Origin of the sequence: Anaerobium acetethylicum (assembly GCF_900096945.1) — a bacterium.
GTDB classification, from domain to species: domain Bacteria; phylum Bacillota; class Clostridia; order Lachnospirales; family Lachnospiraceae; genus Anaerobium; species Anaerobium acetethylicum.
The window spans coordinates 92,112-117,833 of the sequence record NZ_FMKA01000007.1 but is presented as its reverse complement, the minus strand read 5'-3'; the positions used below and the strand labels follow the sequence as shown (position 1 = coordinate 117,833).

Genomic DNA, 25,722 nt, shown 5'->3' with positions numbered 1-25,722 from the left:
AACGAATGAGGAGATAACGATGTTAAAGATTGACAGGATTACAGTGGAGAATCTGGAAAGGGGCTGCGTGACGGATCATCCCCATCCAAGGATATCCTTTTCGCTGGAAAGCGATGGACATGATGTGGAACTGAAGCGGGCGAAGGTCTCCGTGGGAGACTGGACGGCAGAAACGGCTGACCAGGCGGCGATCCCTTACGAAGGAAAGGCGCTGCTTCCTTTTACCGGGTATGAGGTGAACGTTGCAGCGGAGGACAATCATGGCGAGAGGGCCGAGGCAGCAGTTTTCTTCGAAACGGGGCGGCTTGGAACGCCGTGGCATGCCGAATGGATTACGGACAGGGAGTATCATTTTACGGAAAAAAAGGCGTCTCCTAAGACCATGACCTTCCGGAAAACAGTTTCCATTGACCGGCCGGTGAAAAAAGCCCAGATCTATTCGACTGCTATCGGCATCTATGAGCTCATGCTCAACGGAAAAAAGGTCGGAGAGGATTATTTTGCGCCGGGCTACACGTCCTACAAATCCCATCTGCAGTATCAGGTATATGATGTGACTTCGCAGGTCGGAAAACAGAACCAGGTCATGGCAGTCGTCGGCGGAGGCTGGGCGGTCGGTGCATTTAACTATAAACGCGTGAACCGTGCCTATGCAGACCGCCAGGCATTCATGATGGAGCTGAGGGTGACCTACGAGGACGGGACAACAGAGGTGTTCGGGACCGACGAGACCTGGGAGGTGACGGAGGATGGGAATTACCGGTTCACGGAATTCTATGCCGGAGAAACCTATGATGCCACGGTCGAACTGGAGAAACTGGCGTGGAGAAAGGCGGGAATCGAAAAGCTGAAGATCCACCCGGAAATCAAGGCTTCCTATGGAGCCATGGTCCGTGCCCACGAGGAGTTCAGGCCAATTTCCTGCACAAAGGCTCCAAGCGGGATGCTGATCTACGATTTCGGACAGAATTTTGCCGGCGTTATCAGGGCTGTCATCAGAGGAAAAAAAGGGCAGGAGATCCTGTTCCATCATGCAGAGGTGCTCATGGACGGAGAACTGTTCACGAAGCCGTTGCGCAGCGCCCTGCAGCAGGCACGCTATATCTGCACGGAGGGAGAGCAGACCTATTCCCCGAGGATGACCTACATGGGATTCCGCTATTCGGGGGTGGAGGGGATTCGGGAAGAAGACCTGGAGCTGACAGCGATCGCCCTTTATTCCGATCTGGAACAGACCGGTACTTTTTCCTGCTCCAATGCGCTTGTCAACAAGCTGCAGGATGCGATTGTCTGGGGAGCGAAATCCAATTTTGTCGACATCCCCACAGACTGTCCGCAGCGCGATGAAAGAATGGGATGGACAGGCGACATTGCAGTGTTTGCGCCGACGGCTGCCTATAATTTCAACATGGGCCGTTTTTTGGAAAAGTGGCTCCTTGACGTAAAGGCGGAACAGCGCCCGGGAGGCGGAATCCCCATGGTCGTGCCGAATTCCACAGTGCCCATGCAGTGGGAGCTGATGATTCCTATGGCAGTCGACCACTGGGGCGACGCCTGCATCTGGGTGCCATGGGCGGAATACCAGGCCCGCGGCGACATACAGATCCTGAGGGACATGTATCCGGTGATGAAGAACTATCTGAAAGCCTGCAGATTCTGGGCGGAACTTTTTTCTGTCGGAAAGCGCCGCAGGATATGGCGGCTGCTCCATCACTATGGGGACTGGTGTGCGCCTAACGTCAGCCTGATGGGCTGGATGAGCAGGGGAAAATGGACAGCCACGGCGGCCCTTGCCCGTTCCGCGGCAAATGTGGCAGAGATTGCAGAAATCCTCGGCGAGAAGGAAGATGCCGCTTATTATGAGAAGCTTAGTGCCGAAACAGCCGATGCTTACCGGAGCCTTTTGATGGACAAAGACTGCAGGATCAGGAACGAATTTCAGACGGGATATGTCCTGCCGCTCCATTACAGGATGCTGGATGCCGAAGACCAGAAGAAGACAGCAGCGAATCTGGTGGAAATGGTGCGAAAGAACGGATACCATATTGCGACAGGATTTCCGGGCACGCCGTACATCCTCTTTGCCCTTGCTGACAACGGATACATGGAAGACGCATTCAAAATGCTGCTGACAGATACCTGCCCCTCCTGGCTTTATGAAGTCAAGGCGGGCGGAACCACCATCTGGGAACGCTGGGATGCCCTGCGTGAAGACGGCACCTGCAACACGGGCGAGGATGACGGGACCGGAGGGATGGTATCCTTCAACCATTATGCAAGCGGTTCGGTCGGAGCCTTCCTGTATGAAAAGATTGCGGGAATCCAGCCATTGAAGCCGGGATACAAAGAATTTGCAATCAGGCCCCTGATTGGCGGTGACATCACGTCAGCCCGGGGAACCCTGAGGACTCCTTACGGCGAGATCATCAGCGACTGGAGGCTGGAGGGAAAGCAATTCTGCATTTCTATCCAGGTGCCGGTCGGGACAACCTGCCGGCTGGAGCTGCCGGATGGGACAGTGAAGGTATATGGAAGCGGGTGGTATGAAAACCGCTGAGCCCTCCATTGGTACTACCCCCCCTATTGGTACCTGACACCATAAACAAAATTTAATGGTGTCAGGTACCAAAAAGGGTGGCAACAAGGTAGAAGCCAAAGAACTTTTTGTGAAAACAAAGTGTTCTTTGGCTTTTTCTGTTCGAGCTCCGGGCAGAGGACTGATGACAATTCTCAGAAGTACAGAATTGTCATTAGTTTTTTGTATTGTATGCAGCTTGGAACATTTTGATCGTTATCCGGTTCGTAGGAATTATATTTTATTACTATCGTGCCAGAAAATGATACTTTACTGTTGCTTTGAGTTAGCTTAACTCCGCAAGGAAATGATACATGATATAATACCGGCAGGCGGGTTATCATGGTGTCGAACGAGAGCGTTTCAAGTACGAAAGGGCTGTTGCAGAAGTTTGATACATTGATTGACAGACTAAGAAGAAAATCAGAAATTAAAGAAGGGGGCCCTGTAGATGTTTTTTCGGCATGTAGGATACAAGGCTGTAAGGTGGATTGATGAGTTTTTTGAGTGGATTGTTAGTTGATGACAGGAGTTTTTATAAGAAGACCGCAATTATCGCAATTCCGGTAACCCTGCAGTCTTTGATTGCAATTGGAATCAGCCTGATCAGTACGATTATGTTGGGTTCTCTTGGGGAAGCGCAATTAGCAGCAAGTTCCCTTGCAAATAATTTTGTGGCGATCTTCCAGATACTGTGTATGGGCATGGGGTTTGGAACAGCGGTTATGACAGCCCAGTACTGGGGGAGCAAGGATAAGGAAGCAATAAAATCCGCTGTTACCATCATGTATCGGGTTAATATTGTCACGGCACTGCTATTTATGACCATAACTTTGCTTGTGCCGGATGTTATCATGAATATTTATTCCAACGATTCTGAGATAATAGGTTATGGTATAAAATATCTGAGGATATTGGCAATGACCTATCTGCTCCAGGGGCTTTCATTGACTACAACCATAATCCTGAGGAGTTATGGCAAGGTTAAGATTCCCTTGTACTGCTCCATTGCAGCATTCCTGTTAACGATATTCCTGAGCTGGGTATTCATCTTTGGTAATCTGGGGGCTCCGAGAATGGAGATCGAAGGTGCCGCTGTTGCAGCACTTCTTGCAAGAGTTTTAGAGTTTGTGGTGATCATGGGGTATTTCCTGAAAGAGAAAGAGATTGGATATCGTACTTCAGATTTTTTTCGAAGGTGTGATGACAAGATGAAACCGTTTATGAAATATGCGGTTCCGGTCATCGTCAGTGACTTTTTGCTCGCCATCGGAATGAGCATGATTGCGATTATCGTCGGACATATCAGCTCCTCCTTTGTGTCAGCAAATGCTATCATCATGGTTGTACTTCAGATTTTTACCGTATTTACACAAGGAATATCAAATGCTGCCAGTATTATCATTGGTAACACCATCGGCGAAGGAGGCGCGGAACAATCATTTCGTCAGGGGGTTACTTTTTCGGTACTGAGTTCAATCATTGGCATCATATCCGTGCTTTTTGTGCAATTACTTGCACCTTCCGTCATAGGGTTCTACAAGGTCAGCGGTGAAACGAGGGAAATCGCATATCAGCTTATGAATGCGCTCTCCTTTACTATCATTTTTCAGACGGTCAGCAGCGTAATGACAAAGGGAGTGCTTCGTGGAGGAGGGGATACAAAATTCCTAATGATAGCTGATATTCTGTTTTTATGGGTTGCTTCAGTGCCATTGGGGATGCTGGCGGCTTATGTGCTTCATCTGCCGCCATTTTTTATTTACATCAGCCTTAGAATTGATAATTTACTGAAGACAATATGGTGCATCCATAGGTTGTTGGGGAAAAAGTGGATCAAGGTAATCGATCAGGGCAAAGTTGAGGGAGCGTATCTGCCACAGGATAGTATGGTTGATTTTGAATGACAGAAAAATCGGATGAAAGCTGGTACCTGACACCATAAACTGCATTTAATGGTGTCAGGTACCGGTATTTCTATTGATTTTTTCTGTACTCCTGCGGTGTTTTACCGGTCAGGCTCTTGAATTGCCTGGAAAAGTAGGATATATTCGGGAAGCCGCTGGTCAGAGCAATATCGCGGATACTTATTTTACTCATAAGCAATAATTCCTTTGCCCGCTTAATTCGTTCATTCAAGATGAAGGTTGTTAAGGATTCTCCGGTTCGTTCGCTGAATACATGGGACAGGTAGTCTGGGCTCAGAAAAACCAAAGCCGCTAGTTTCTTTCGGTTCAAATCATCCTCCAGGTGCTCGCGGATATATTTCTTGATCAGTTCGATGGAGGTATCGGACTGGTTGATTGCAGACAGGCAGTCAGCAAATACATCGATGGTGTGGATAATCCATTTTTTCATCAGTTCGATGGAGTTGCAGGCTTGATCAAAAATCTGCTCCGAGGTGTTGTTGTCGAATAATCTATGGGCAGACTTACCGTTTTTCTCAAGGATTGAATAGATGACCTGCATAAAATCATGATTAAACTTTATCAGATCACTTCGGCTTGCCATATTCGATTTTTGAAGTCCTGTCAGGAAGTTCAGGGCCTGAGCCTTTACCTCTTCAGGTTTGTTCTGCATCAGAAGATTAGACCATTCGTTCAGGGAAGGCATATTCTTATTGTAATTTTCTGATTTTGGCTGTGTGATATCAAAGACCTTGCGTTCCTCATTAATGTTATTGTAGGCATAGTTATGAAGACGTTGAAAGGAGCTGCCGATGTTCAGCAGGGACGTTGAATTTCCGAGATAGATCTGGAACAAGCCTGGTAATGAATTGGTCAGCGAACGGAGGATCTGGCTGCAGATTTTTTCGTGATCTTTATGAGCAGCAATATCAGTGGTGTTGATACATAATAGATACTGTTTTTCATTCACACGAGTCAGAACCGGATGAATATGAAACTTCGCTAATATTTCGAAAATAACATTTTTGATTGCATATTCGTACAAGTTGATTTCCCAACGTTCTTCTTCCTTCTTGATATGGGCCTGCAGAAGCGCGATATAATATGTCTGGTTCAATAAGGTCAGGGGAAGATGATAGCCTTTCAATTCCTTTGATATCTGCTCTGTATCCGGCGGAATGATCTGTAAGCATAAATCATTCCAGAACTGATCCTCCAATTTTTTCTTGGATATATCCCAGTACTTGGATTTTGTTTTGTATGATTCCTGAGTTTCCAATTGCCTTACTTTGTGGATTGCAGTCAGCATACAGGTATGCAGCTGTTCTGTATCGATTGGCTTTAATAAGTAATCGATACTCTGCAGCTTTATAGCGTTGCTGGCATAATCGAAATTGGCGTAAGAAGTCAGGAAGATTGTGACAGTAGGATATCCCTGGTCACGTACCCATTTTAACAGATCCAGTCCGCTCCCTTTGGGCATCTCAATATCACTGATCATAATATCAATCTGATTGGACTGATAAAACTCCTGGGCGTTCTGCATGCTGTAAGCGCAGAAGATATGCTCAAAACCAAGCTGCATATGTTCGATTGAAGAGCGCAACCCTTCAAGACTGTAATACTCATCATCAACCAACAATAAATTCAAAATGTCTCCTCCTTAATTACGCACGGGATAAATGGTAATACGATATCAATCCGTGCACCGCCTTCTGGTCGGTTTGAAAAGTGAAAATCGCAATTTTCAGGGTCGAATTGCAGGTAAGCGCGCTGCAATACATTACTGATGCCGATGTGTTTTGTTGATTCCTCATGCAAGTATTGATCTATGTTCTGCAGACGGTCGAGTAATTCTTTGTCAAAACCGCATCCTGTATCCCAAATGGTAATTGAAATAAAAGCATTGTTTTCTTTCTGTATCATGGAAGTGTTTATGTGGATCTCAATTACTTTTCCAAGGACAACCTCATATTTTATCGTATTTTCAACAAAGCTCTGAAGCAACAGCGGGATGACTTTAGCCTGTAGCGTCTCCGGGCTGATTTCGGAATGAAACGAGATACTGTCAGGGTAACGGATCTTTGACAACGCAATATAATTGTCTATATGCGTCAATTCCTGTTCTAAGGTAACTGTCTGTCCGGAGGAGATTGTGTACCGCAGATAATTGCTCAGATTTTTGAGCATCAGTTGTACCAGGTCCGTTCGGTTTATCTCAGCCAATTGATAAACCATGCTTAAACAATTGATTAGAAAGTGTGGTGTGATCTGCAGTTTGAGGTATTGGGTATGAATTCTCTGACGTACTATTTTTTCCTCATAAACGTCAATTTTTAATGACTTAATCTCATGAACCATTTCGTTAAAAGCATTGTTAACACCCTCATATTCCTCGCAGACGCCATCCGCCTGGATTTTTGTGTCCAAATCCCCGCTTTTGAGTGCGTTGATTGCTGAATTCAGACGATTCAGCGGAAGGATCACCCATTGATTGATGACGTAGCCTACCAGTGACATCAGGCAAAGAGCAAGAATAAGTATGAGGATTACAAAAGGGATGTATTTATTAATATCCATCATGAACTGGTTCTCGGGAATCAGCGAAACGATATAGAGATCGCCAAAATCCATTTTGCAGGATACGATTAAGTTATCTGCATTATCGATTTTGATATACTGATATTTCTCCTGTTCCGTTAAGGCCTGTTACGGTATTGTCCCCGCTGGTGGAATATTGCTGATTACTGTACCATTGGTATCAGACAAAAGTACGCTCTGGGTCAGTTCTTTTCCAACCAGAGGCTGGAGCATCTTTTCTGTGTCAATCCAGCAGCCAACGTAACTGTCGTGGATTTTAAAGGCACGGAACAGATAGTATTTGCCGCTTACCTTCAGGGAGAACCATTTGCCTTTGTTCGTATTTGTCAGAAAGGTATCGGACTTCATTTTTTCATAGATTACATTCTGTATGTTCCTGTACTTATCATAAGTGATTTCTGATTGTGTCTCTTCGATGTAGGTGTCGCCAGTTGTGGAATAAAGAAAAAATCCGTCCATATCATAAATGTTTAATGCAGAGCGGAAACTTTTTTGAACATGATAAATGGCGGAAAAATATTGCTCCGTCGACAAATCGTTTTTGTCAATAATCCGGACATCGACATCATCATAGGCATAATTTTTGAGATAGTTTTCTGTTGTTTCAAAACTTTCAGATAGTCTGTTCTGATAGATGACCAGAGTTTCTTTCATGGAATCATATATTTTGTTCTGAATCTCCCGGAAGACGATCAGGTTATTTGTCGTTATCAAAGCCAGCAGAAGAACAAAAACAAGGATAATAAAAGCAGCCAGACGAAAACGTAATGAGCGAGTATGGAAAAACTTCAAGTGATTTCCCCCCTGATTCAACTTATTTAATTGCATAATGATGATAACATATAGAAAATAGGCTTTCAACCTTAATGGGCAATGTCAAAGAAGGATACTAAATCACAGCATGATTGTGCAAATTCATAACAGAATAAGTCTTTTGTGAACAACATCCGCCAGTATATAATGTGTTTGTCAAAGCAAAGCTGACAAAACAAATCAGGAAAAGAGAGGGTTAATTATGAAAAAAGTTGTAGCACTGTTTTTAGTTCTAATGATGATTTTCGGTTTGGTTGCCTGCGGCAAAGCAGATAAAGGCAATGACGCCGGACAGACCTCAGAAGCAGATCAGGGATCAGACTCAGATACTGCAGGCGGTGAAATCACACATCTTGTCATGAGTTTTATGACATTTACGGGTGCACCTGCAGACACACAGAAAGTCCAGGATGCAATGAATGAAATATTAACAGAGAAGTACGGAATTGAAGTGGAGCTCCAAATTTCTGATTATGCCTCTTATAAGCAGAATATGACACTTGCTTTGTCAGGCGGAGAGCAGATCGACGTGTTCAATACAATCACAACCGGATATAATTCCATGGTACAGCAGGGATATCTTGTGGATCTGGAAGAAAATGACCTTCTGAAGAATTACGGTGCAGGAATCACGGAAGCGGTCGGCGAAGAATATATGAATGCCTGCCGTGTTAATGGTAAATTATACGGTCTGCCAAATAACCGTGATATGGCTCAGGGACGTGGTTGTGCTGCGATTGCGACAGAATACCTTGAGGGAATTGGTTATACCGTTGATAACAGTACGGAAATCATAAAAATACCTGTGGATGAACTGAATGAGATCTATGCAGAACTGCATGATAAGTATCCGGATGTTGAAGTTTACAGACCTACTATATTATCCATGAGCCAGTTCTCCAATGTTGACTTGCTTGGTAATAACGCATTTGGTGTATTGCTGAATTATGGTAAGGAACTTGAGGTAGAGAATCTGTTTACCAGTGATTTCTATAAAGAGTATTGTGCCCGCATGTATGATTACAATCAGAACGGTTATATCAGCAAGGATGCGGCAACGGATACAACAGCAGTGACTGAACTTGTGAAAGCTGGAACCTTGATGAGCTATACGACCGGTGGCAAGCCAGGCATCAAACAGCAGGAAACAAACCTTTGTGGACGTCCGATGACAATCTTCCAGACCCTGGATGATTATGTGAGTTCTGCAGCGGTAGCATCATTCCCATGGTCAATTTCAATCAATACTGTAAGCGCAGAAGCTTCCATGAAATTGTTAAATGCTTTATATACTGATCCGGATCTGGCGAACATACTTTCCTGGGGCATTGAAGGAACACATTATAAGGTTTTAGACAGCGGAATGAGCACCTTTGCAGATGGTGTAGATGCTACGACTTCCGGATGGAGCCACAATGTTACATGGCAGATGCCAAACCAGTTCATCACTTATGTATGGGAAGGCAATGACCCGGCTTTGTGGGAGAACATAAAAACATTCAATACAAATGCGCAGAAGTCATCAGCAAGTGGATTCACCTTTGACACGACCAATGTGGCAACGGAGATGACCAGCGTTCAGAATGTATACGATGAATACCAGAAGAGTGTGGAATATGGATTTGTTGATCCGGGAACAGGTATTGAAGAAATGAATGCGAAGATGCTGAAAGCCGGCCTTGATAAAATCATAACAGAAAAACAGACACAGCTTGATGCATGGGCTGCAGCTAAATAGTAATCAGATTTAAATATGTAGTAAGACAGGTAACTGTTCAGTAGTCCTGAATAGTTACTAAGATAGAACAGCAAAAAGGCCTGACAATTGACAATGAGGAATAACAGTCCAGTCATTTCCAATTGTCAGAGCCTAACCTAAGGAGATGATGGCGTGACGGATGTCAAAATACATAAAAGGGCAAATAATAACGAGAGCTCATCGAAAAAAAGAGCAAAACTAAAACGCTTTATTCCGATCTATATCATGATGCTTCCTGGACTTGTATATCTATTTATCAACAATTATATGCCGCTTCCTGGGTTGATTGTCGCGTTCAAACAATATAATGCTAAATTAGGTATTTATGGAAGTAAGTTTATCGGATTTAAGAATTTTGAATATCTATTTAAAACAACTGATGCATGGGTCATAACCCGCAATACCATCTTATATAATATTGCTTTTATCATCGTGAATACAGTAATGGCTATCATGGTAGCAGTTATATTAAGTGAATTGAACGGTAAAAGAAAAAAAGCATACCAGAGTCTCATCCTTTTACCGAATCTGATTTCAACAGTAATTATCGGATACCTGGTATTTGCATTCTTAAGTGTTGAAAATGGCTTTGCTAACAATACAATTCTGCCTCTTTTTGGTAAAGAACCGATTGACTGGTACAGTGAACCGAGATACTGGCCTTTCATAATTATCTTCGTAAGTGCATGGAAGAGTGTCGGATATAATTGCATTGTATATCTGGCAACAATTATGGGCTTTGACAGATCTTATTATGAATCAGCATTGGTGGATGGAGCTACGAGGTGGAAACAGTTTCAATATATTACCCTTCCGTTGTTAAAACCTACGATCATCATGCTTACCCTCATGGCGGTAGGAAGAATCTTCTATTCTGACTTCGGACTGTTCTACCAGGTACCGATGAACCAGGGCGCCTTGTATTCTGTTACAAATACAATTGATACCTATGTATACCGTGGATTGCTGCAGCTTGGCAATATCTCCATGTCCGCGGCAGCAGGTCTATATCAGTCGATTGTTGGTTTCATATTGGTGCTGAGCGCTAACATGCTGGTTCGCAGGCTTGATAAGGACAGCGCATTGATTCAAGGAGGGAATTGAGAATGAAGACAAGAGAAGACAAAATATATGATACGATTGGCCATGTAATCATGACGATTCTATCCCTGGTGGCGATTATACCGATTCTCCTGATGCTGGTATCTTCAGCGACGGACAATAATGCACTTCTGCAGAACGGGTATTCCTTTTTCCCGGAAAAATGGAGCTTGTTTGCATATGAATGGATCTTTAGTTCGAATAGTGCCGTAGTACTACGGGCATACGGAATGTCCTTTGTTCTGACTGGATCGGGTGTCACCATCAGTCTGATCATAACGACGCTACTCGCATATGGTTTATCAAAGAAGGATCTTCCATTCCGTGGGGCTCTGACCTTCATGGTATTCTTCACGATGCTGTTCAACGGAGGTCTGGTATCAACGTATATCAATTACACCAGGGTATTTCACGTAAAAGATACCTTTGCAGGTCTTCTGGTACCGGGCCTTTTGATGAATGCTTTTAACGTACTTTTGATGAAAAGCTACTTCGTTACCGGTGTTCCGGATGAAATCCTGGAAGCAGCTTATATCGATGGCGCAGGTGAGTTCCAGACAATGTATGCGGTAGCACTTCCCATGGCAAAGCCGATCATTGCTACAATAGGCATGTTTGTCGGCATCTCTTATTGGAACGACTGGAATAACGGTTTCATTTATCTGGTAAAGAACACGGATTTATATAGTATACAGAACCTGTTGAACCGATTGATGCAGAATATTCAGGCACTGTCACAGAATGCATCCAATCTAAGCGATGCCAGCCAGGGTCTGGCTCAGATCCCTACAGCAACTGTACGTATGGCGATGGCCACACTTGGAATCCTTCCAATTGTGATTATCTATCCGTTCATTCAGAAGAACTTTGTAAAGGGCATTACGCTTGGCGGAGTCAAAGGGTAAAAAACAGCAGAGAGTTAAGGGGGTTGGTTTCATGCGCTGGAAAAAGAATATGGATCCTTTGGATATGTCAAAGTTTCATGATGTCCTGATTGAGGATGAGGATGGAAGCATTCAGCCAAAGGATGAGCCTTATTTCAAGTCGAGATTAATAGCACCAGGGACATGGCAGGTACTCAGTGACGGTGATTATACCTATGTAATTGAAGGTGATGATGAACTCATTGCCATTGACAGTGGCATGGGTGCCGGAAACATCAGGGAGTTCTGTCAGACCTTGTCCGAAAAACCGTTGTATCGTCTTTTGAATACCCACAATCATTTTGATCATACCGCCAACAACTTTTTGTTTGATGTTGTCTACATGTCACCCAAGAGTTATGAAGGGAGATGCCAGGCGTTTGGCGGCTTTGAGGGCATGGATATTCCGGATGATTATCCCGTTGTTTTTCTTAAGGATGGCGATGTGATCAACCTGAATGGCCGTGAACTGGAGGTTTTTAATATAGAAGAACACTGCAGCGGTTCTCTTCAGTTCCTGGATCGTAAAGCACGCATCCTGTTCTGTGGTGATGAGCTGAACGGAAACTTTTTTGACAGCAGAATATCGGTAGAGCATTCATTCCGCAATGTCAAACGCTGGATGTCATTTCGGGATTCCTATGATCTTCTCTGTGCCGGAAACGGCATTCACGATGCAGACTATGTCGACAGATACTATGAGACCCTGAAGTATATTCTCGACAATCATGAGGACGAGGGAGAAGAATTCTACGCACCATATGAAGATCCCAGAGCATCTGTCGGCAGCAGGGATGGCAAGCCTGTTTTTGCGCGCCGCAGTCCTGATATGCAATTCGTGGCAGACGGTTTAAAGGCTGCTGGTTTCGAGAAACATCTTGAGCTTAGCGGTGGAAGAGGCTGCTTTTGCTTCATGAGAAAGCTGACTCCGGACGGAATCTTTGACAGGCAGCTAGAGAAGAATGGCTGCAGGGTCTGCTACTACCAAAATAGAATCTGGGATAAAAAGGAGAAAAGAAATAATGAATAAATCAAAGCCGAGGGCAATTATTACGACGGATCTGGAATGTGATGATATGAACTCATTGATCCATCTTTGCCTTTATCTGAATGAAATCGACATCGATGGTATTGTGTACACTTCGTCACAATTTCATTTTAACGGGGACGGGGAACATACGCTCGGAGAAGTAACTCCAAATTACCGCTGCATAGGGGAAGCCGCGTATATGACGCATGTAGGTTATCCGCACCCGGATCCTGAAGCGGAAAATCTTACGAGCTATCGGCCGTTTGAGGAAGGCTGGATAGAGTCCCTTTGGAAGAATGAATATGCTTTGGCATACCCTTACTTACTGAAAAACAATCCGGATTTTCCGTCGCCCGAACGATTGCTGAGCATTACAAAGTATGGGAATTTCGCATTCGAAGGAGATGTCAGGGAAGACACAGAAGGTTCTGATCTTATAAAAGAAGCCATTCTGGATAAAGATGAAAGAATTCTATACCTGCTTTCCTGGGGTGGAGTGAACACAATCGTCCGTGCGTTATTATCAATAGCAGAGCAATATAAAGGTACGGATCAGTGGGAGCATATTTATGCGTCAGTATGCCGTAAGGTCAGGATTCTGGGGGTAAATGATGGTGTCGGTCAGGATAATAGTTATAAAGACCACGCAGAGGCATTATTTCCGGACATAAAAATACTGAACACTGATTTTATGTATGGCGTATTTATGGCTTCCGTCAGTGAGCAGGCGGACTGCATCGAGACATTCCGCAGTGAATGGCTGAAGAAAAATATTAAGTTTGGTCACGGCGATCTGATGTCCAAGTATGGTCTTTTTGGAGACGGAACTTACTATGAAGGCGAGCCGGATATTTTTCAATATGGAAAGCAGCTTTCTTTGAACTGGGGATTTGACGCTGTTCCGAATGTAACGTTCAATCAATATGATTTCCTGGGAGAGGGAGACAGTGGGACCTATGTTCTGCTGTTTGATGTAGGATTAAGAGGACTTGAGAGCGGAAATTACGGCACATTACTGGGACGCGTTTTTGAAAGCGGCAAAAGACCGCAGAAGGGTTACAATTTCTTCACTGGAAGTGAAGGTAACCCTAATCGGTTTTTACGTGCGTATCAGGAGGAGTGGGCGGCCCGTGCAGAATGGTGTACGAAACCGTTTGAAGAGTGCAACCATCCGCCGATTGTCAGTGTCAGAAACGGGGATATAACAGCCGCCGCTGGCGAAGTCGTATTGCTTGAGGGAAGCGGATCAGATCCGGATGGGGATTGCTTAAGATCATACTGGTATGTATATCATCAGGGCAGTCAATATTCCGGGCTGGCTAACGATCTGCGCGTATGGGAACCGATGCGTTTCTGCACTAATTTTACGATTCCGGAAGATGCTGAACCGGGGGATTATTTTAATCTCATCCTGGAAGTGCAGGATGATGCTAAGAAACCAATTACCCGTTATGCACAAGTAATCGTGACGGTGAAAGAACCGGAAGATAATCAGGATGAAAAAAACAAAGCACAAAAGAAGAACTTTTTGGAATCGCTGTTTCGTGCAGGTGAGGAATAGCCAGATATTGGTACACCATATTGGTACCTGACACCATAAACAAAATTTAATGGTGTCAGGTACCAAAAAAGGTATTAAAAAGGCAGATGATTGCGCAAAAGACTGTAAAGATCTTGCTGAAATGCAGGGGATTACGGTCTTTTTGCATTAATACCCCTATTGGTACCTGACACCATAAACAGAATTTAATGGTGTCAGGTACCAATAAGGGGTATCAACGGTAAATGGTACCAGGTACCAAAACAATAATCAATAATCAAACATTTTATAGAATTAAGTAACCATATTTCCGCTATTCCCTGCTATAATAAGTATAAAAACAAGAACCGGAGGCCTACCATGCATATCAAAGAAAATATTAATCTAATTCAATTCCTGGAGACTGTCAGACTGTGTAAGGCAGAGGTTTATTTTGAAACCGCAGAAGGCGATTCTCTCGCCCTTCGTTCCGCTTTATGCCAATATATATTCTGCACCCTTTCAAACAAACCTGAAATCTTATATCGGGGTAATATCCGGTTTGATGATCCGGATGATGTAACTTTGGTATCCGGATATCTGAACGCTTAGTAGAAAGGAGTCACCCATATGAATATTGATGAACGGCTATCCTTCTTTCAGGGGCTTATCAGCTGCAACTACAGGGTCTATTTGTGGACATATGATGAAAAGGTCAACCTTCTGGATACAAACTGCCCGTCGGAACTGATTGCGAGCGATATGATCACGATGCTTGATTTTTCATCCATGCTTCTTGCACATGCGGGCAATGAGAATCCGTATCCGCTGATACTGGATACGGAGCTGGGGCTGATCTGGATTGCGGCATTTGAATTCAGGTCTGGCGCGCTGCACCGGATTCATGTGATCGGTCCGGCATTCACCGGGAAAAATTCGCATCTTTTTATCAAAAAGAAGCTGGACGCCTATAATCTTTCGGTTCAACTGCGGTCGCAGATTTTCAGGCAGGTGGATGATGTTCCGATCATCCCGTCAAATACGCTGCTTCAGTTTGCTGTTATGCTTCACTATTGCATCACGGAAGAACAGATTTCCATGGACTGCGTCTGCTTTAAGACAACCGGGGAGGATCAGGAATCGGATGAGATCAGACTGATCTCGGAGGAGCATCGCGGAATCTGGATCAGTGAGCAGAATTTATTGGCGATGATACGGGAAGGGAATCCAAATTATAAAAAGGAGCTTGAAAAAAGCAGGAACCTGAGCAGCGGTGTCAGGGCTGAATTCGGAGACAGTCTGAGGCAGCACAAGAATAATGTTCATGTGCTTCTGGTCCTGTGTTCCAGGGCCAGTATAGAGGGAGGCCTCTCGCCTTCTATCTCGTATTCCCTCCATGACTATTATGCCAAACTGATCGAAGAGTGCCGCAATATCTCTGAAACCACTTCTGTCGGCCGGAAAATGCTCGAAGATTACGTGCAGCGTGTGCGTCAGTCAAAAGAGTCTTCCGATGTGTCCGGGCAGATCCAGGATATCTGCGATTATATATCAATCCATGTGACTGAAAAAATAACGCTTTCGGAGCTGGCCCTTCGTGCGGGCTATACAGAGTATTATCTGTCTCATAAGTTTAAACAGGAGACGGGACAAAATATCAATGAATATATCCGCCATAAAAAAATCGAGGAGGCCAAGCTTCTCCTGTCAGGCACGCAGATGAGCATCCTGGATATCAGCAATGAGCTTTCCTTTGGAAACAGGAGCTATTTTTATTCCTGTTTCCAGAAAGAAACGGGATTATCCCCAAGCGAGTACAGGGATAAATTCTATAAGCATTAGCAGAAAAGGATGTTCAGCCGCTATTGAATGCTCATATATTTCCCTAACAGCCTGATTGCAAACTTAGGGCTGAATTTGTACATGATATTCAGCAGATTTGCATCTTTTCCGATGAATATCCGGAATTTATCTTTTTCGATTCCTGCGATGATCAGATCGGCTGCGTTTTTGGGCGTCAGCAGAAGACTGGTTCCTTTTGCACTCATATTGTTCGATTCGGTTGTAATGTTTGAATTGTTTAAGATATTCGTTGCAATGCCTCCCGGAATTACGGAAGTAACTCCTATGCTGGTACCGGACAGCTCCGCGTACAAGGCTTCTGTCAACAGCTTTACGGCCGCTTTTGATGCGCCATAGATGCTCTGCCCCGGAAATGGGAAAAAGCCGCCCATGCTCACCTGCATCACTTTTTGGACGATATCCATGTCGATCTCGCTGACCGGGATAAACGGCTGTATAATGCCTGCATTGTTGATCACCACATCGACACAGCCATGATATGCCTTTATTTCATCGACTACCTGGATCACGTTTTCTTCGGATGAGATGTCCGTCTGATGAATCGACATGCTTTTGTTTTTGCCTGAAAGCGCAAAGGTCGTGTTCAGGCCCTCGACATTTACATCCAGCGCAGCCACCTTTGCGCCCTTATTCAGCAGCGCCAATACTAGTTCCCTGCCTACGCCGTTACCGCCGCCGGTAACCACTACCACTTTGTTGTTTAATTCCATTGCAATCTCCTTTTGTAACGATTCAGGACCACTGAACAGTTACCTTCTTTTTCATAGTTTATCATTCAGATAGACATATTGTACCGGATGACTGCTTTTCTATCTATTGTACGTTTGGGCAATCCATTTTATGTAACTATTCAGAACAGCTGTTATTTGATTCAATCACATTATATGTGACTATTCAGAACAGCTGTCATTTGATTTAATCAATAAGTCACAAGTTTCCTCACGATTGCACATGCAACTGCTTCAGCCCTGGAACCAACATCCAGCTTCTGATAGATACTGGACAAATGCGCTTTGACGGTTCTTTCGGAGATGCCCATATCCAAAGCGATTTCTTTGCTTGCTGATCCCTTTACGATCCTGCCAAGAACAGACAGTTCCTTTGGAGTAAGCAGAGAGTCCTGTTGCAGCTTCCTTTTTGCCTGCAGGATATGCTGAAGTTCAGGCTGCAGGACGGATTCGCCTTTTGCAGTCCGCAGGACAGTCTGAATCATCTCCTTCCTTGCGGCATCTTTTAACAGGACGCTTTTTGCGCCTGCCTGGAGTGCCGCCTGGATATCGTCAGCATCATCCGATGTTGTAAGAACCATTGTGTTGATGCTGATTCCACGATCTTTCAGCTGTTCAAGAAACGTAATCCCATCCATGACCGGCATGCTGATATCTAAAAGGATCAAGTCAAATTTGTTCGTTTCAGCAAGAACCAGAGCAAGTGCTTCAGCGCCGTTCGATGCCTCGTCTTCGATGATAATGCTCTTCTCTGTTTCAAATATTAATTTCAGACCTTCCCTGACAATGGGATGATCGTCGACAATCAAAATCCTGTATTGTTCCATCGTGCTCCCTCTTTTCTCCTATACCGGGACGATCAGTGTAATGCAGGTCCCGCATTTTGCATGGCTTTCAATCGTGAGTTCTCCATGTATGGCTTTGGCTCTTTCCTTCAGGCCGATCAGGCCGTAATGTCCGTAAGAGGTTCCTGGACGGGAACAGGCAAATCCAATCCCGTTGTCTTCAATGCGCATATAGATCCTGTCAGCTTCCAAAGTAATATTGATCAATACTTTTGAGGCTTTTGCGTGCTTCTTAATATTGACCAGTACTTCCCTGACAATGTACAGAACATTTTTGCAGAGTGTGGTGTTAACAGATAGTTCGCCGCTGCAATTGCCGGCAATCAGAAGCTGCGTCTCGTTTTTAAAATATTCGATTTCCTGATCGATTGCAGTTCTTAGATTTTTGGAATCCTCCCGGCACAGCCGTAAATCCTGTATGATCGCCCGTGCCTCGTTCAGATTGCAGCGAACCTGCCGGGTGGTGCTTCTGATGATTTCTCTGCTTTTTTCCAGATTTCCGTTTTCGAGGTGAACTTCTGAAGCCTCTAATTTCATAAGAACGCCTGCAAGACCCTGAGACAACGTGTCGTGCAGGTCCCTGGCGAGCTTCTGTCTTTCCGCTTCTCTGGTCATGGCTTCAAGCTTATCATAGGCCGATTCCAATTCATACAGCAGACTCTGCGTCTTCTCGTGAGCCTGCAATTGTCTTGTGTAAAAATATCCGTAGGCCAGCATTGCGGATGAGATCAGCATCAAAAGTGAAAGCGCGTATAATCCATTTCGCAGTCCGTCAAACAGAATGCCTGTGAACATGTAAATTCCATAATAATAAAGCACTGCAGACATGATTTTTATTCGATCCTTCAGCAGATGAATGCATTGAGAAATGATTAAAGGGATCAGGCCTAAATATGCCGCCTGATAAAGTTCCTTAATAACCAGTGATAATAGAAAAATCAAAATCCCCTGTACAAAAAAGTAGATGCCAAGCCGGTTTTTGAAAAGCACCTTTCGGCAGAGATATAAGGCAGCATGCAGCACGATGAGGAAAGAAAATCCTAAAATTGAATTCAGATTCCAATTCGCCCTGTCCTGGAAAAAAATAGTTGCGGTGTAGACAATGAGAACGGCGCCCACGACCGGCAATTCAGGCGCCAGAATGTCTTTTTTGATTTTCATGGCATCAGCCAACCTTCCTGATCTATTTACCATTTATTTTAGCATAGTCCCCGGATCTGCATGTGTTCTTATTCGCTATTATGTTTTCGTTTTTGTGTTTTTTCTCTTAAATGCATCCGTTTCCCAAAAGTACAATAGTGAAGCGGTCTGAATAAAGCTACAATAACATGAGGATAACGAATCAGGGAGGTCTATGATGGATTTTGAAAGCGTGAGAGATAAAGTGGTAATTGTAACAGGCGGAGGCAGCGGAATAGGCAAAGCGATTGCAGTAAACTATGGCAGGCACGGGATGAAAGTGGTATGTGCTGATATAAATAGTTCAAAGGGTGAAGAAACTGTGGATCTGATCAATGAGAACGGCGGTGAATCTGTTTTCTGCCACACTGATGTGGGGGATTCTGAAAGCATAGAACGGCTGGTGAAGTCTGCAACGGAGCGTTTCGGAAGACTGGACGGAATCGTCAACAACGCAGGGATTGGCCTTGGCGGGTTCCCGCTTCATGAATACAGTATTGCAGAATGTGAGAATATACTTTCGCTGAATCTGAAGAGTGTTTTTTCTGCCATGAAATTTGCATCTGAGGCAATACTGAAGTCCGGGTCGGATGGCGGATTTATCATTAACATTGCCTCAGTTGCCGGGCTGGTGCCCCAGTCAGGACAAAGCCTCTACACTGCAACAAAGCATGGTGTTGTCGGAATAACGAAATCGGCTGCTATTGAATATGCGCCACACAATCTTACGGTGAATGCAATCTGTCCAGGATATATCATGACGCCGATCTTTGGGAATGCGCCTAAGGAGGCGATGCAGTATTTCAGCAGCTGCTGTCCTGCTGGTCGGATGGGGACGCCGGAAGACTGCGCAAACCTTGCCCTGTTCCTGGCATCTGATATGGCGCGCTATATAAGCGGCGCGTCGATTCCGGTCGATGGCGCATTATCTGCCGGAGCAAGAAATCTGATGCAGTGGAAAAAATAGGCATCTTCATTGTTGAGAAGATAATCGGGTTGATATCAGAAAGTTGACGTATAATCAAAGAGGAACATGAATCGCAAAAAACAAGCACGAATTATAAATTATAAACACGAATTATCAAACACAGGAACGAAGAACTTCCGGTATAATACAAAACAGGAGCATAACGATTCAGGCCTGCTGAACAGTTACGCAGCAACAAAGAATATGGAAAGCATGAGGAAAATGGAAGTATGATAGCAATCAATCTGAAAACCGATCATATGAGGAACCCCATGGGCATTGATGTTTCAAATCCCTGTTTATCCTGGAACTGCAAAGAGGGAATTACCCAGAGTGCCTATGAAATTGAGGCTGTATCAAATGGTGCGGTGATCTGGAACAGCAAAAAAGTGCAGACCCGTCAGATGCATGCAGTTTTTGGTGCAGAAACAGAGAGCAGGCAGAAGGTTTCATGGCGTGTCAGGCTCTGGGATGAACGGGACGAAGCGGGAGAATGGAGCGAAGAGGCTGCCTTTGAAATGGGGATTCTGGATAAGGCACAGTTTACTGCAAAATGGATCAATCCTGAACTTACCTGTGATCCGGAGATACATAAGCCGGCCAGTTATCTGAAAACTGCTTTTCAGGCACCAGCCGGCCAGAGTGCGAGGCTCTATATTACCTGTCACGGATTGTATGAAGCGTTCCTCAACGGCAAGCGTGTTGGCGAATTCGTTCTGGCACCAGGCACCAGTACCTATGATAAAAAAATAACCTGTCAGACCTATGATGTCACAGATTTGGTCAGGGAAGGAAACAATGAGGCTATGGTCATCCTGGGTGACGGATGGTATAGGAGCTGTTCAGGTGTTGACGGAGACCGGAATTTATACGGAGAGGATATCGCATTATTTTTCCAGCTGGAGATAGACGGTGTTCCCGTATGCGTGTCTGATGAAAACTGGCTGGCCAGCCAGGACGGGCCAATCCGGGAGAACGATATGCAGCAGGGCGAAGTATATGATGCCCGTATGGAGACGCCGGAAAACTGGCATGAGGTGAAAGTGGAGGAGTTTGGCACTGAAACCCTCGCTGCATCCGATTCTGTTCCTATTGTAGAAGCGGAACGTTTCCAGGGCAGAATCATCATCACGCCAAATGGCGAAACAGTCATTGATTATGGGCAGAATCTGGCAGGGTATATTGAATTTACGCTGTATGCCCGTGAAGGAGATACCATTGTTCTGACACATGGAGAATCCCTGGATGAAAACGGCAATTTCACGGCAGAAAATTTCCAGGACCGCAGCAGGCATAAGGAGGGCGGGACAAAGCAGCAGGTCAGGTTTACCGCGAAGGAAGGCCTGAATCATTATAAATCAAAGTTTACAATATGGGGATTTCGCTATGCAAAGGCAGAGACAGACATGGATCTGTCCAATGCAGCGTTTACTTCCATTGCAGTATATTCAGAAATGAAGCAGAACGGCTGGTTCGAGTGTTCCGATCAGGACGTGAACCAGCTGGTAAGCAACAGCAGATGGAGCCTGAAATCCAATTTCTGCGATGTGCCCACAGATTGCCCCACAAGAGAGAGGGCTGCATGGACCGGAGACATGGGAGTGTTTGTGGACGCCGGCATTTATCTGGAGGATTGCTATCCCGTCATCCGCAAATGGCTGGCGGAGTGCAGGCTGAACCAGTACGATGATGGCAAGGTGGCGAACATTGCCCCGAAAAACAATTTGCCCACAAAATTCACCGAGATGCTGGCTGGTTCTGTAGGCTGGGGCGATGCGTCAATCATTGTTCCTTATGCCCTGTATAAGAGGGACGGAGATGTCCGGATTTTAAAAGAAAATTACGGGATGATGAAAAAATGGTATGGCTTTCTGGAAGGGCGTGCCAGACAAAAAGGCGAGAAAAGCGTCATAGAGAAAGAGAATCCTTATGCATCCTATACCATCGAGACCGGCGTCGATTATGGCGAGTGGTGCGAGCCGGATGTAAACGGAATGATGGCAATGGCAAAGCCACAATACAAAGTGGCGACTGCCTATTATGCCTATTCGGGAAAACTCCTGGCAGAGATTGCAGAGATTTTAGGGAAGACAGAGGATGCTGCTCATTACAGGACAATTGCCGAACATGCATCAAAAGCGTTTCACCTGGTGGCAACGGAAAATGGGAAAATCAAGTCAGACCGCCAGGCTGAATATGTCCGGGCCATCTCATTCGGACTTTTATCCAGGGAAGAGGCACAGGAAGCGGCAAAGGACCTGAACCAGATGGTAATCGAGAATGGCTATCATCTCAATACGGGATTCCTGTCGACGCCTTCTCTGTGCAGCGTGCTGGCTGACTACGGATTTGTGGAAACGGCCTACAAATTATTGCTGCAGGACACCATGCCGGGCTGGCTTTATGCAGTGAAAAAAGGAGCAACAACGATTTGGGAAAACTGGGACGGAATCAATGAAAAAGGTGAAGTGAAGGCATCCCTGAATCATTATTCCTACGGAGCGGTCAGTGGCTGGCTCTTTAGCGGGGTGTGCGGAATCAAAGTAAATAAAGAGGAAGTGACCATTGCGCCCCAGCCCTGCAGGCAGCTTGCATATGCCAAAGCAGTCTATGAATCCCCGCTGGGTGAACTTACAAGTGGATGGAGATATGAAGGTGAGCAGATCACTTATGAAATTACCATACCTTCAAATGTAACAGCAAACGTGATTTTGCCGGATGGCAGACAGGAAAAGCTGTCAGCAGGCAGCTATATATTTTAAAAGGAGATAATTTATGAGAAAATTTTCAAGCGATTTTCTGCTTGGTGCAGCAACTGCTGCTCACCAGGTAGAGGGAAATAACACAAACAGCGATTGCTGGGCAATGGAACACATGGAGAATACCTGCTATACAGAACCATCTCTCGATGCAGTAGATCATTACAACCGTTACGAGGAAGATATAAGGCTTATGGCAAAGGCAGGCCTCAACGCATACCGATTTTCGCTGGAGTGGGCGAGAATCGAACCATCTGAAGGCGTCTGCGACGATCAGGAAATCGAACACTACCGGGACGTGATCAGATGCTGCAGAAAGTACGGCCTTGAGCCTGTTGTCACGCTCCATCATTTTTCCAGTCCCATATGGGTCATCCGTAAAGGCGGATGGGAGGCAGAGAGCATAATCGACGATTTTGCCCGTTACACCCATTACGTGGCTGCCAAGCTTGGCAGTGAAATGAATTATGTATGCACCATCAATGAAGCCAACATCGGTCTGCAGATTGCAGCCATAGGAGAGCGGTACAAGCGCCAGATGATGGCCCAGATGTCAAAAAACCAGGCTGATGCGGGCGCAGACAGCACAGACGGAGCTGTTCAGATGGGCATTAATCTGCAGAAAATGATGGATAACCAGAAGGCTGTCCTCGAAGAGAACAAAAAAATATTCGGGGTAGAAAAAGTGGATAATTTCACTTCCATGCGTACAGCGGAGGGCGATATCCTGATTATGAGAGTGCACCAGGCGGCAAAGGCCGTGCTGAAAGAACTCTGTCCGCACCTGCATGTGGGGCTTACGCTAAGCCTGCATGATATGCAGGTTGTGGAAGCGGGCGGAGAACGTTTTGCGGAAAAAGAGTGGGAGGAGGAATTTACCCACTATCTCCCATATATTATGGAGGATGATTTCTTAGGCGTACAAAATTACACCCGTTCTCTTTTTGGCGCAGACGGTGCCCTCCCATATCCAGACGGCTGTGAAATGACGCAGATGAACTACGAATTTTACCCGGAGGCATTGGAACATATCATTCGCAAGGCAGCTGCCAGCTTCAAGGGGGATCTGATCGTTACTGAAAACGGCATTGCCGTCGCGGATGATGAGCGCCGTGTTGCCTTTATCGAAAAGGCATTGGATGGCGTATCCAATTGCATCAGGGATGGAATCCCTGTAAAGGGCTACTGCTACTGGAGTCTGCTGGATAATTTTGAATGGCAGAAGGGCTATTCCATGACGTTCGGGCTGATTGCCGTTGACAGGGCAACGCAGACCCGTATGCCAAAAGAGAGTCTGGAGTATCTTGGAAGCTGGAGGCAATAAGGCTGAATCAGAGGTATGTTATCCGATTCACTAATATGTTCTGTTTTTTGCGATTGTGGAAAAACGAAATGAAATTACAAACAAATTGCGTATTTTTCAAACGTATCATTTTCTGAAATCCTATATACTTGTATCAAGAGGAAAGCTCTTGATAATAAAACGAATTGGAGGACTTTTTTATGGTCAATAAGAAACCTAGTCAGAGTGAAATTGATGGTGTTGAATACCGGCGTGCAAAGCTTTGGCAGATCATCCTGTATGCATGCAATGCATTCATCGGCATGAGCGTCTACTCGTTAATTAATCTTGCAAGCTACAGTGCAAGCATCGGGTTCGGAATCACTACTGCAGTCATCGGTATTGTCCTTACTGCAACGCGTATCTTTGATGGAATAACCGACCCATTATTGGCGTTTGTCTATGACAGGGTCAATACCCGGTTTGGGAAAATACGAATACTCATGATATCTGGCTTCCTGATTGAAGCATTGGCCCTGTTGGGCATGTTTGTATGGGCTCCCGGAAAGGGCCTGGGTCTTGTCGGATTTGCCGGATTATATGTCATCTATGTCATTGGATACACAATGGTAAATATGACGGCTCAGACGATTCCACCGCTTTTGACAAACGATCCAAAACAGCGCCCGACGCTGGGTGTATGGTCAACTGCTTTCAATTACCTGATTCCTATGTCCTTAAGTATTGTACTGAATGTCGTGCTGTTGCCGAGGGCGGGCGGATCCTATAACATTGTTTTTCTGGCGCTGGCCTGCAAGATCTGTCTTGTAATTGCATTTATCGGTCTGATCCTTGTGTGCATCGGAGTTACGCCTTTCGACAAGCCGGAAAACTTCCAGGGATTGAGAAAAGAGAAAAATCCGCTCAAGCTTAAGGATATGTTTGAAGTATTAAAAGGCAACCGCCCGCTTCAAAGCTATATCATATCGGCTTCGTCAGACAAGATTGCACAGCAGACTGCTGCACAGTCCATTATTGTAACGATGCTGGCGGGAATCATCATTGGAAACATGGGACTTGCAACTATTTTAGGTGTCGCAGGCATGCTTCCATCCATTCTGTTTGCTGTTTTTGGTGCACGCTATGCCGGAAAGCACGGCAATAAGGTAGCGATTATAAATTGGACGAAATACAGCATTGTTCTGGCTGTTATCATGTTCGCGTTCTTTGTCATGATTGACCCGCGCCAGATTGCGAACATGGGTGTTATGACTGGCATCTATATCGTTTTGACACTGCTGTTAAACGGTGCAAAAATGTGCGTTACGACGGCAAATACTGCTTTTATGGCAGATATCATTGATTTTGAGCTTGACCGAAGCGGGCGTTACATCCCGGCAGTCGTGACAGGCACATACAGTTTTATAGACAAGCTCGTATCATCTGCCAGTGCTGCAATTGCTGCCGGTTCCGTTGCGTTGATTGGCTATACGTCCACCATGCCGCAGCCTGGTGATGCAAGTACACCGCAGATCTTCTGGGTGACGATGATCATTATGTTCGGATTTCCGATTCTTGGATGGATCTGCACGCTGATTGCGATGAAGTTCTGCAAACTGGACAAAGCGGAAATGGTTGAAGTGCAGAAACGGATTGCAGAAAAAAAGGCTGCTGCAAAGGAAGCTGCTGCAAAGGAAGCCGTTGCAAAGGCGGAAGCTGAACTGGCGCTTTAGTAACTATTCAGGACTACTGGACAGTTCCGCCATTTATTTCAAAAGGCACCTGCTGTAATTGTGAAGGCAAGTGCCTTTTGTCATCTCACAGGGCATACTCCCCATGGGATGTGCAGCCGGGCTTAGGGTATTTTATTA

Annotated in this window: 19 protein-coding genes; 13 read left to right on the top strand and 6 right to left on the bottom strand. The window is 45.1% G+C overall.

Features of this window, described 5'->3' with window-relative positions; translation table 11 throughout:
• Positions 1-19 precede the first annotated feature (19 nt).
• Both BJR36_RS08270 and BJR36_RS08265 read left to right on the top strand, forming a co-directional pair.
• The gene (locus tag BJR36_RS08270; protein WP_091232636.1) at positions 20-2,557 is read left to right on the top strand and encodes a family 78 glycoside hydrolase catalytic domain; all 2,538 of its coding nucleotides are present in this window, start codon (positions 20-22) and stop codon (positions 2,555-2,557) included.
• Between the two features lie 521 nt (positions 2,558-3,078).
• Entirely contained in the window at positions 3,079-4,482 is a 1,404-nt protein-coding gene (locus BJR36_RS08265; RefSeq protein WP_242875503.1) for an MATE family efflux transporter, read from the top strand.
• A 70-nt stretch (positions 4,483-4,552) separates the two neighbouring features.
• On the opposite strand, the gene BJR36_RS08260 is transcribed toward BJR36_RS08265, so the two are convergent.
• From BJR36_RS08260 to BJR36_RS08250, 3 genes are all read right to left on the bottom strand, one after another.
• Positions 4,553-6,133 carry a response regulator transcription factor gene (locus tag BJR36_RS08260; protein WP_091232629.1) on the bottom strand — a complete coding sequence of 527 codons (1,581 nt, stop codon included), beginning with the start codon at positions 6,131-6,133 and terminating at the stop codon, positions 4,553-4,555.
• Positions 6,130-7,116: a sensor histidine kinase gene (locus BJR36_RS08255; protein WP_091232626.1), complete on the bottom strand. Its 987-nt coding sequence runs from the start codon at positions 7,114-7,116 to the stop codon at positions 6,130-6,132. Before BJR36_RS08255 ends, BJR36_RS08260 begins: the two co-directional genes overlap by 4 nt.
• Positions 7,117-7,191: 75 nt before the next feature.
• A complete protein-coding gene (locus BJR36_RS08250) occupies positions 7,192-7,797 on the bottom strand; it encodes a hypothetical protein (RefSeq protein WP_169823633.1) in 606 nt (201 codons plus the stop codon).
• A 301-nt stretch (positions 7,798-8,098) separates the two neighbouring features.
• Here BJR36_RS08250 and BJR36_RS08245 point away from each other — a divergent pair, with 301 nt between their 5' ends.
• From BJR36_RS08245 to BJR36_RS08215, 7 genes are all read left to right on the top strand, one after another.
• Positions 8,099-9,634, top strand: a complete 1,536-nt coding sequence (locus tag BJR36_RS08245) for an ABC transporter substrate-binding protein (RefSeq protein WP_091232621.1) — start codon at positions 8,099-8,101, stop codon at positions 9,632-9,634.
• Positions 9,635-9,880: 246 nt separating this feature from the next.
• A complete protein-coding gene (locus BJR36_RS08240) occupies positions 9,881-10,759 on the top strand; it encodes an ABC transporter permease (protein ID WP_091232695.1) in 879 nt (292 codons plus the stop codon).
• A 2-nt stretch (positions 10,760-10,761) separates the two neighbouring features.
• Positions 10,762-11,661: a carbohydrate ABC transporter permease gene (locus tag BJR36_RS08235; RefSeq protein WP_091232619.1), complete on the top strand. Its 900-nt coding sequence runs from the start codon at positions 10,762-10,764 to the stop codon at positions 11,659-11,661.
• Between the two features lie 31 nt (positions 11,662-11,692).
• Positions 11,693-12,709, top strand: coding sequence for an MBL fold metallo-hydrolase (locus BJR36_RS08230; RefSeq protein WP_091232616.1), 1,017 nt, complete (start codon positions 11,693-11,695; stop codon positions 12,707-12,709).
• Positions 12,702-14,270 carry a nucleoside hydrolase-like domain-containing protein gene (locus tag BJR36_RS08225; protein WP_169823632.1) on the top strand — a complete coding sequence of 523 codons (1,569 nt, stop codon included), beginning with the start codon at positions 12,702-12,704 and terminating at the stop codon, positions 14,268-14,270. The genes BJR36_RS08230 and BJR36_RS08225 overlap by 8 nt, the downstream gene beginning before the upstream one ends.
• Before the next feature lie 339 nt (positions 14,271-14,609).
• Positions 14,610-14,840 carry a hypothetical protein gene (locus BJR36_RS08220; RefSeq protein WP_091232612.1) on the top strand — a complete coding sequence of 77 codons (231 nt, stop codon included), beginning with the start codon at positions 14,610-14,612 and terminating at the stop codon, positions 14,838-14,840.
• Between the two features lie 18 nt (positions 14,841-14,858).
• Positions 14,859-16,070 carry a helix-turn-helix domain-containing protein gene (locus tag BJR36_RS08215; RefSeq protein WP_091232609.1) on the top strand — a complete coding sequence of 404 codons (1,212 nt, stop codon included), beginning with the start codon at positions 14,859-14,861 and terminating at the stop codon, positions 16,068-16,070.
• A gap of 20 nt (positions 16,071-16,090) precedes the next feature.
• Here the strand turns inward: BJR36_RS08215 and BJR36_RS08210 are convergent, their stop codons facing one another.
• The 3 genes from BJR36_RS08210 to BJR36_RS08200 form a co-directional block, all read right to left on the bottom strand.
• On the bottom strand, positions 16,091-16,801 hold the full coding sequence (locus BJR36_RS08210) for an SDR family NAD(P)-dependent oxidoreductase (protein WP_091232608.1): 711 nt from the start codon (positions 16,799-16,801) through the stop codon (positions 16,091-16,093).
• Positions 16,802-17,010: 209 nt separating this feature from the next.
• Positions 17,011-17,646 carry a response regulator gene (locus BJR36_RS08205; protein ID WP_091232606.1) on the bottom strand — a complete coding sequence of 212 codons (636 nt, stop codon included), beginning with the start codon at positions 17,644-17,646 and terminating at the stop codon, positions 17,011-17,013.
• Between the two features lie 18 nt (positions 17,647-17,664).
• Complete coding sequence (locus tag BJR36_RS08200) at positions 17,665-18,825, bottom strand: sensor histidine kinase (protein ID WP_207648835.1); 1,161 nt, start codon at positions 18,823-18,825, stop codon at positions 17,665-17,667.
• Positions 18,826-19,021: 196 nt separating this feature from the next.
• On the opposite strand from BJR36_RS08200, the gene BJR36_RS08195 reads away from it, so the two are divergent.
• The 4 genes from BJR36_RS08195 to BJR36_RS08180 all read left to right on the top strand — a co-directional run bounded on the left by BJR36_RS08195 (position 19,022) and on the right by BJR36_RS08180 (position 25,584).
• Positions 19,022-19,810, top strand: a complete 789-nt coding sequence (locus tag BJR36_RS08195) for an SDR family NAD(P)-dependent oxidoreductase (RefSeq protein ID WP_091232604.1) — start codon at positions 19,022-19,024, stop codon at positions 19,808-19,810.
• 230 nt (positions 19,811-20,040) lie between these two features.
• Positions 20,041-22,572: a family 78 glycoside hydrolase catalytic domain gene (locus BJR36_RS08190; RefSeq protein WP_091232602.1), complete on the top strand. Its 2,532-nt coding sequence runs from the start codon at positions 20,041-20,043 to the stop codon at positions 22,570-22,572.
• A gap of 13 nt (positions 22,573-22,585) precedes the next feature.
• A complete protein-coding gene (locus tag BJR36_RS08185) occupies positions 22,586-23,893 on the top strand; it encodes a glycoside hydrolase family 1 protein (RefSeq protein WP_091232599.1) in 1,308 nt (435 codons plus the stop codon).
• A 179-nt stretch (positions 23,894-24,072) separates the two neighbouring features.
• Positions 24,073-25,584: an MFS transporter gene (locus tag BJR36_RS08180; RefSeq protein ID WP_091232596.1), complete on the top strand. Its 1,512-nt coding sequence runs from the start codon at positions 24,073-24,075 to the stop codon at positions 25,582-25,584.
• The last annotated feature ends 138 nt before the right edge of the window (positions 25,585-25,722 follow it).

What these genes read in the sequence shown, in the direction of transcription:
- BJR36_RS08270 (WP_091232636.1), top strand. Translation starts at nt 20, where the DNA reads ATGTTAAAGATTGACAGGATTACAGTGGAGAATCTGGAAAGGGGCTGC.
- BJR36_RS08255 (WP_091232626.1), bottom strand. Translation starts at nt 7,116, where the DNA reads ATGGATTTTGGCGATCTCTATATCGTTTCGCTGATTCCCGAGAACCAG.
- BJR36_RS08245 (WP_091232621.1), top strand. Translation starts at nt 8,099, where the DNA reads ATGAAAAAAGTTGTAGCACTGTTTTTAGTTCTAATGATGATTTTCGGT.
- BJR36_RS08240 (WP_091232695.1), top strand. Translation starts at nt 9,881, where the DNA reads ATGATGCTTCCTGGACTTGTATATCTATTTATCAACAATTATATGCCG.
- BJR36_RS08235 (WP_091232619.1), top strand. Translation starts at nt 10,762, where the DNA reads ATGAAGACAAGAGAAGACAAAATATATGATACGATTGGCCATGTAATC.
- BJR36_RS08230 (WP_091232616.1), top strand. Translation starts at nt 11,693, where the DNA reads ATGCGCTGGAAAAAGAATATGGATCCTTTGGATATGTCAAAGTTTCAT.
- BJR36_RS08225 (WP_169823632.1), top strand. Translation starts at nt 12,702, where the DNA reads ATGAATAAATCAAAGCCGAGGGCAATTATTACGACGGATCTGGAATGT.
- BJR36_RS08220 (WP_091232612.1), top strand. Translation starts at nt 14,610, where the DNA reads ATGCATATCAAAGAAAATATTAATCTAATTCAATTCCTGGAGACTGTC.
- BJR36_RS08215 (WP_091232609.1), top strand. Translation starts at nt 14,859, where the DNA reads ATGAATATTGATGAACGGCTATCCTTCTTTCAGGGGCTTATCAGCTGC.
- BJR36_RS08210 (WP_091232608.1), bottom strand. Translation starts at nt 16,801, where the DNA reads ATGGAATTAAACAACAAAGTGGTAGTGGTTACCGGCGGCGGTAACGGC.
- BJR36_RS08205 (WP_091232606.1), bottom strand. Translation starts at nt 17,646, where the DNA reads ATGGAACAATACAGGATTTTGATTGTCGACGATCATCCCATTGTCAGG.
- BJR36_RS08200 (WP_207648835.1), bottom strand. Translation starts at nt 18,825, where the DNA reads ATGAAAATCAAAAAAGACATTCTGGCGCCTGAATTGCCGGTCGTGGGC.
- BJR36_RS08195 (WP_091232604.1), top strand. Translation starts at nt 19,022, where the DNA reads ATGGATTTTGAAAGCGTGAGAGATAAAGTGGTAATTGTAACAGGCGGA.
- BJR36_RS08190 (WP_091232602.1), top strand. Translation starts at nt 20,041, where the DNA reads ATGATAGCAATCAATCTGAAAACCGATCATATGAGGAACCCCATGGGC.
- BJR36_RS08185 (WP_091232599.1), top strand. Translation starts at nt 22,586, where the DNA reads ATGAGAAAATTTTCAAGCGATTTTCTGCTTGGTGCAGCAACTGCTGCT.
- BJR36_RS08180 (WP_091232596.1), top strand. Translation starts at nt 24,073, where the DNA reads ATGGTCAATAAGAAACCTAGTCAGAGTGAAATTGATGGTGTTGAATAC.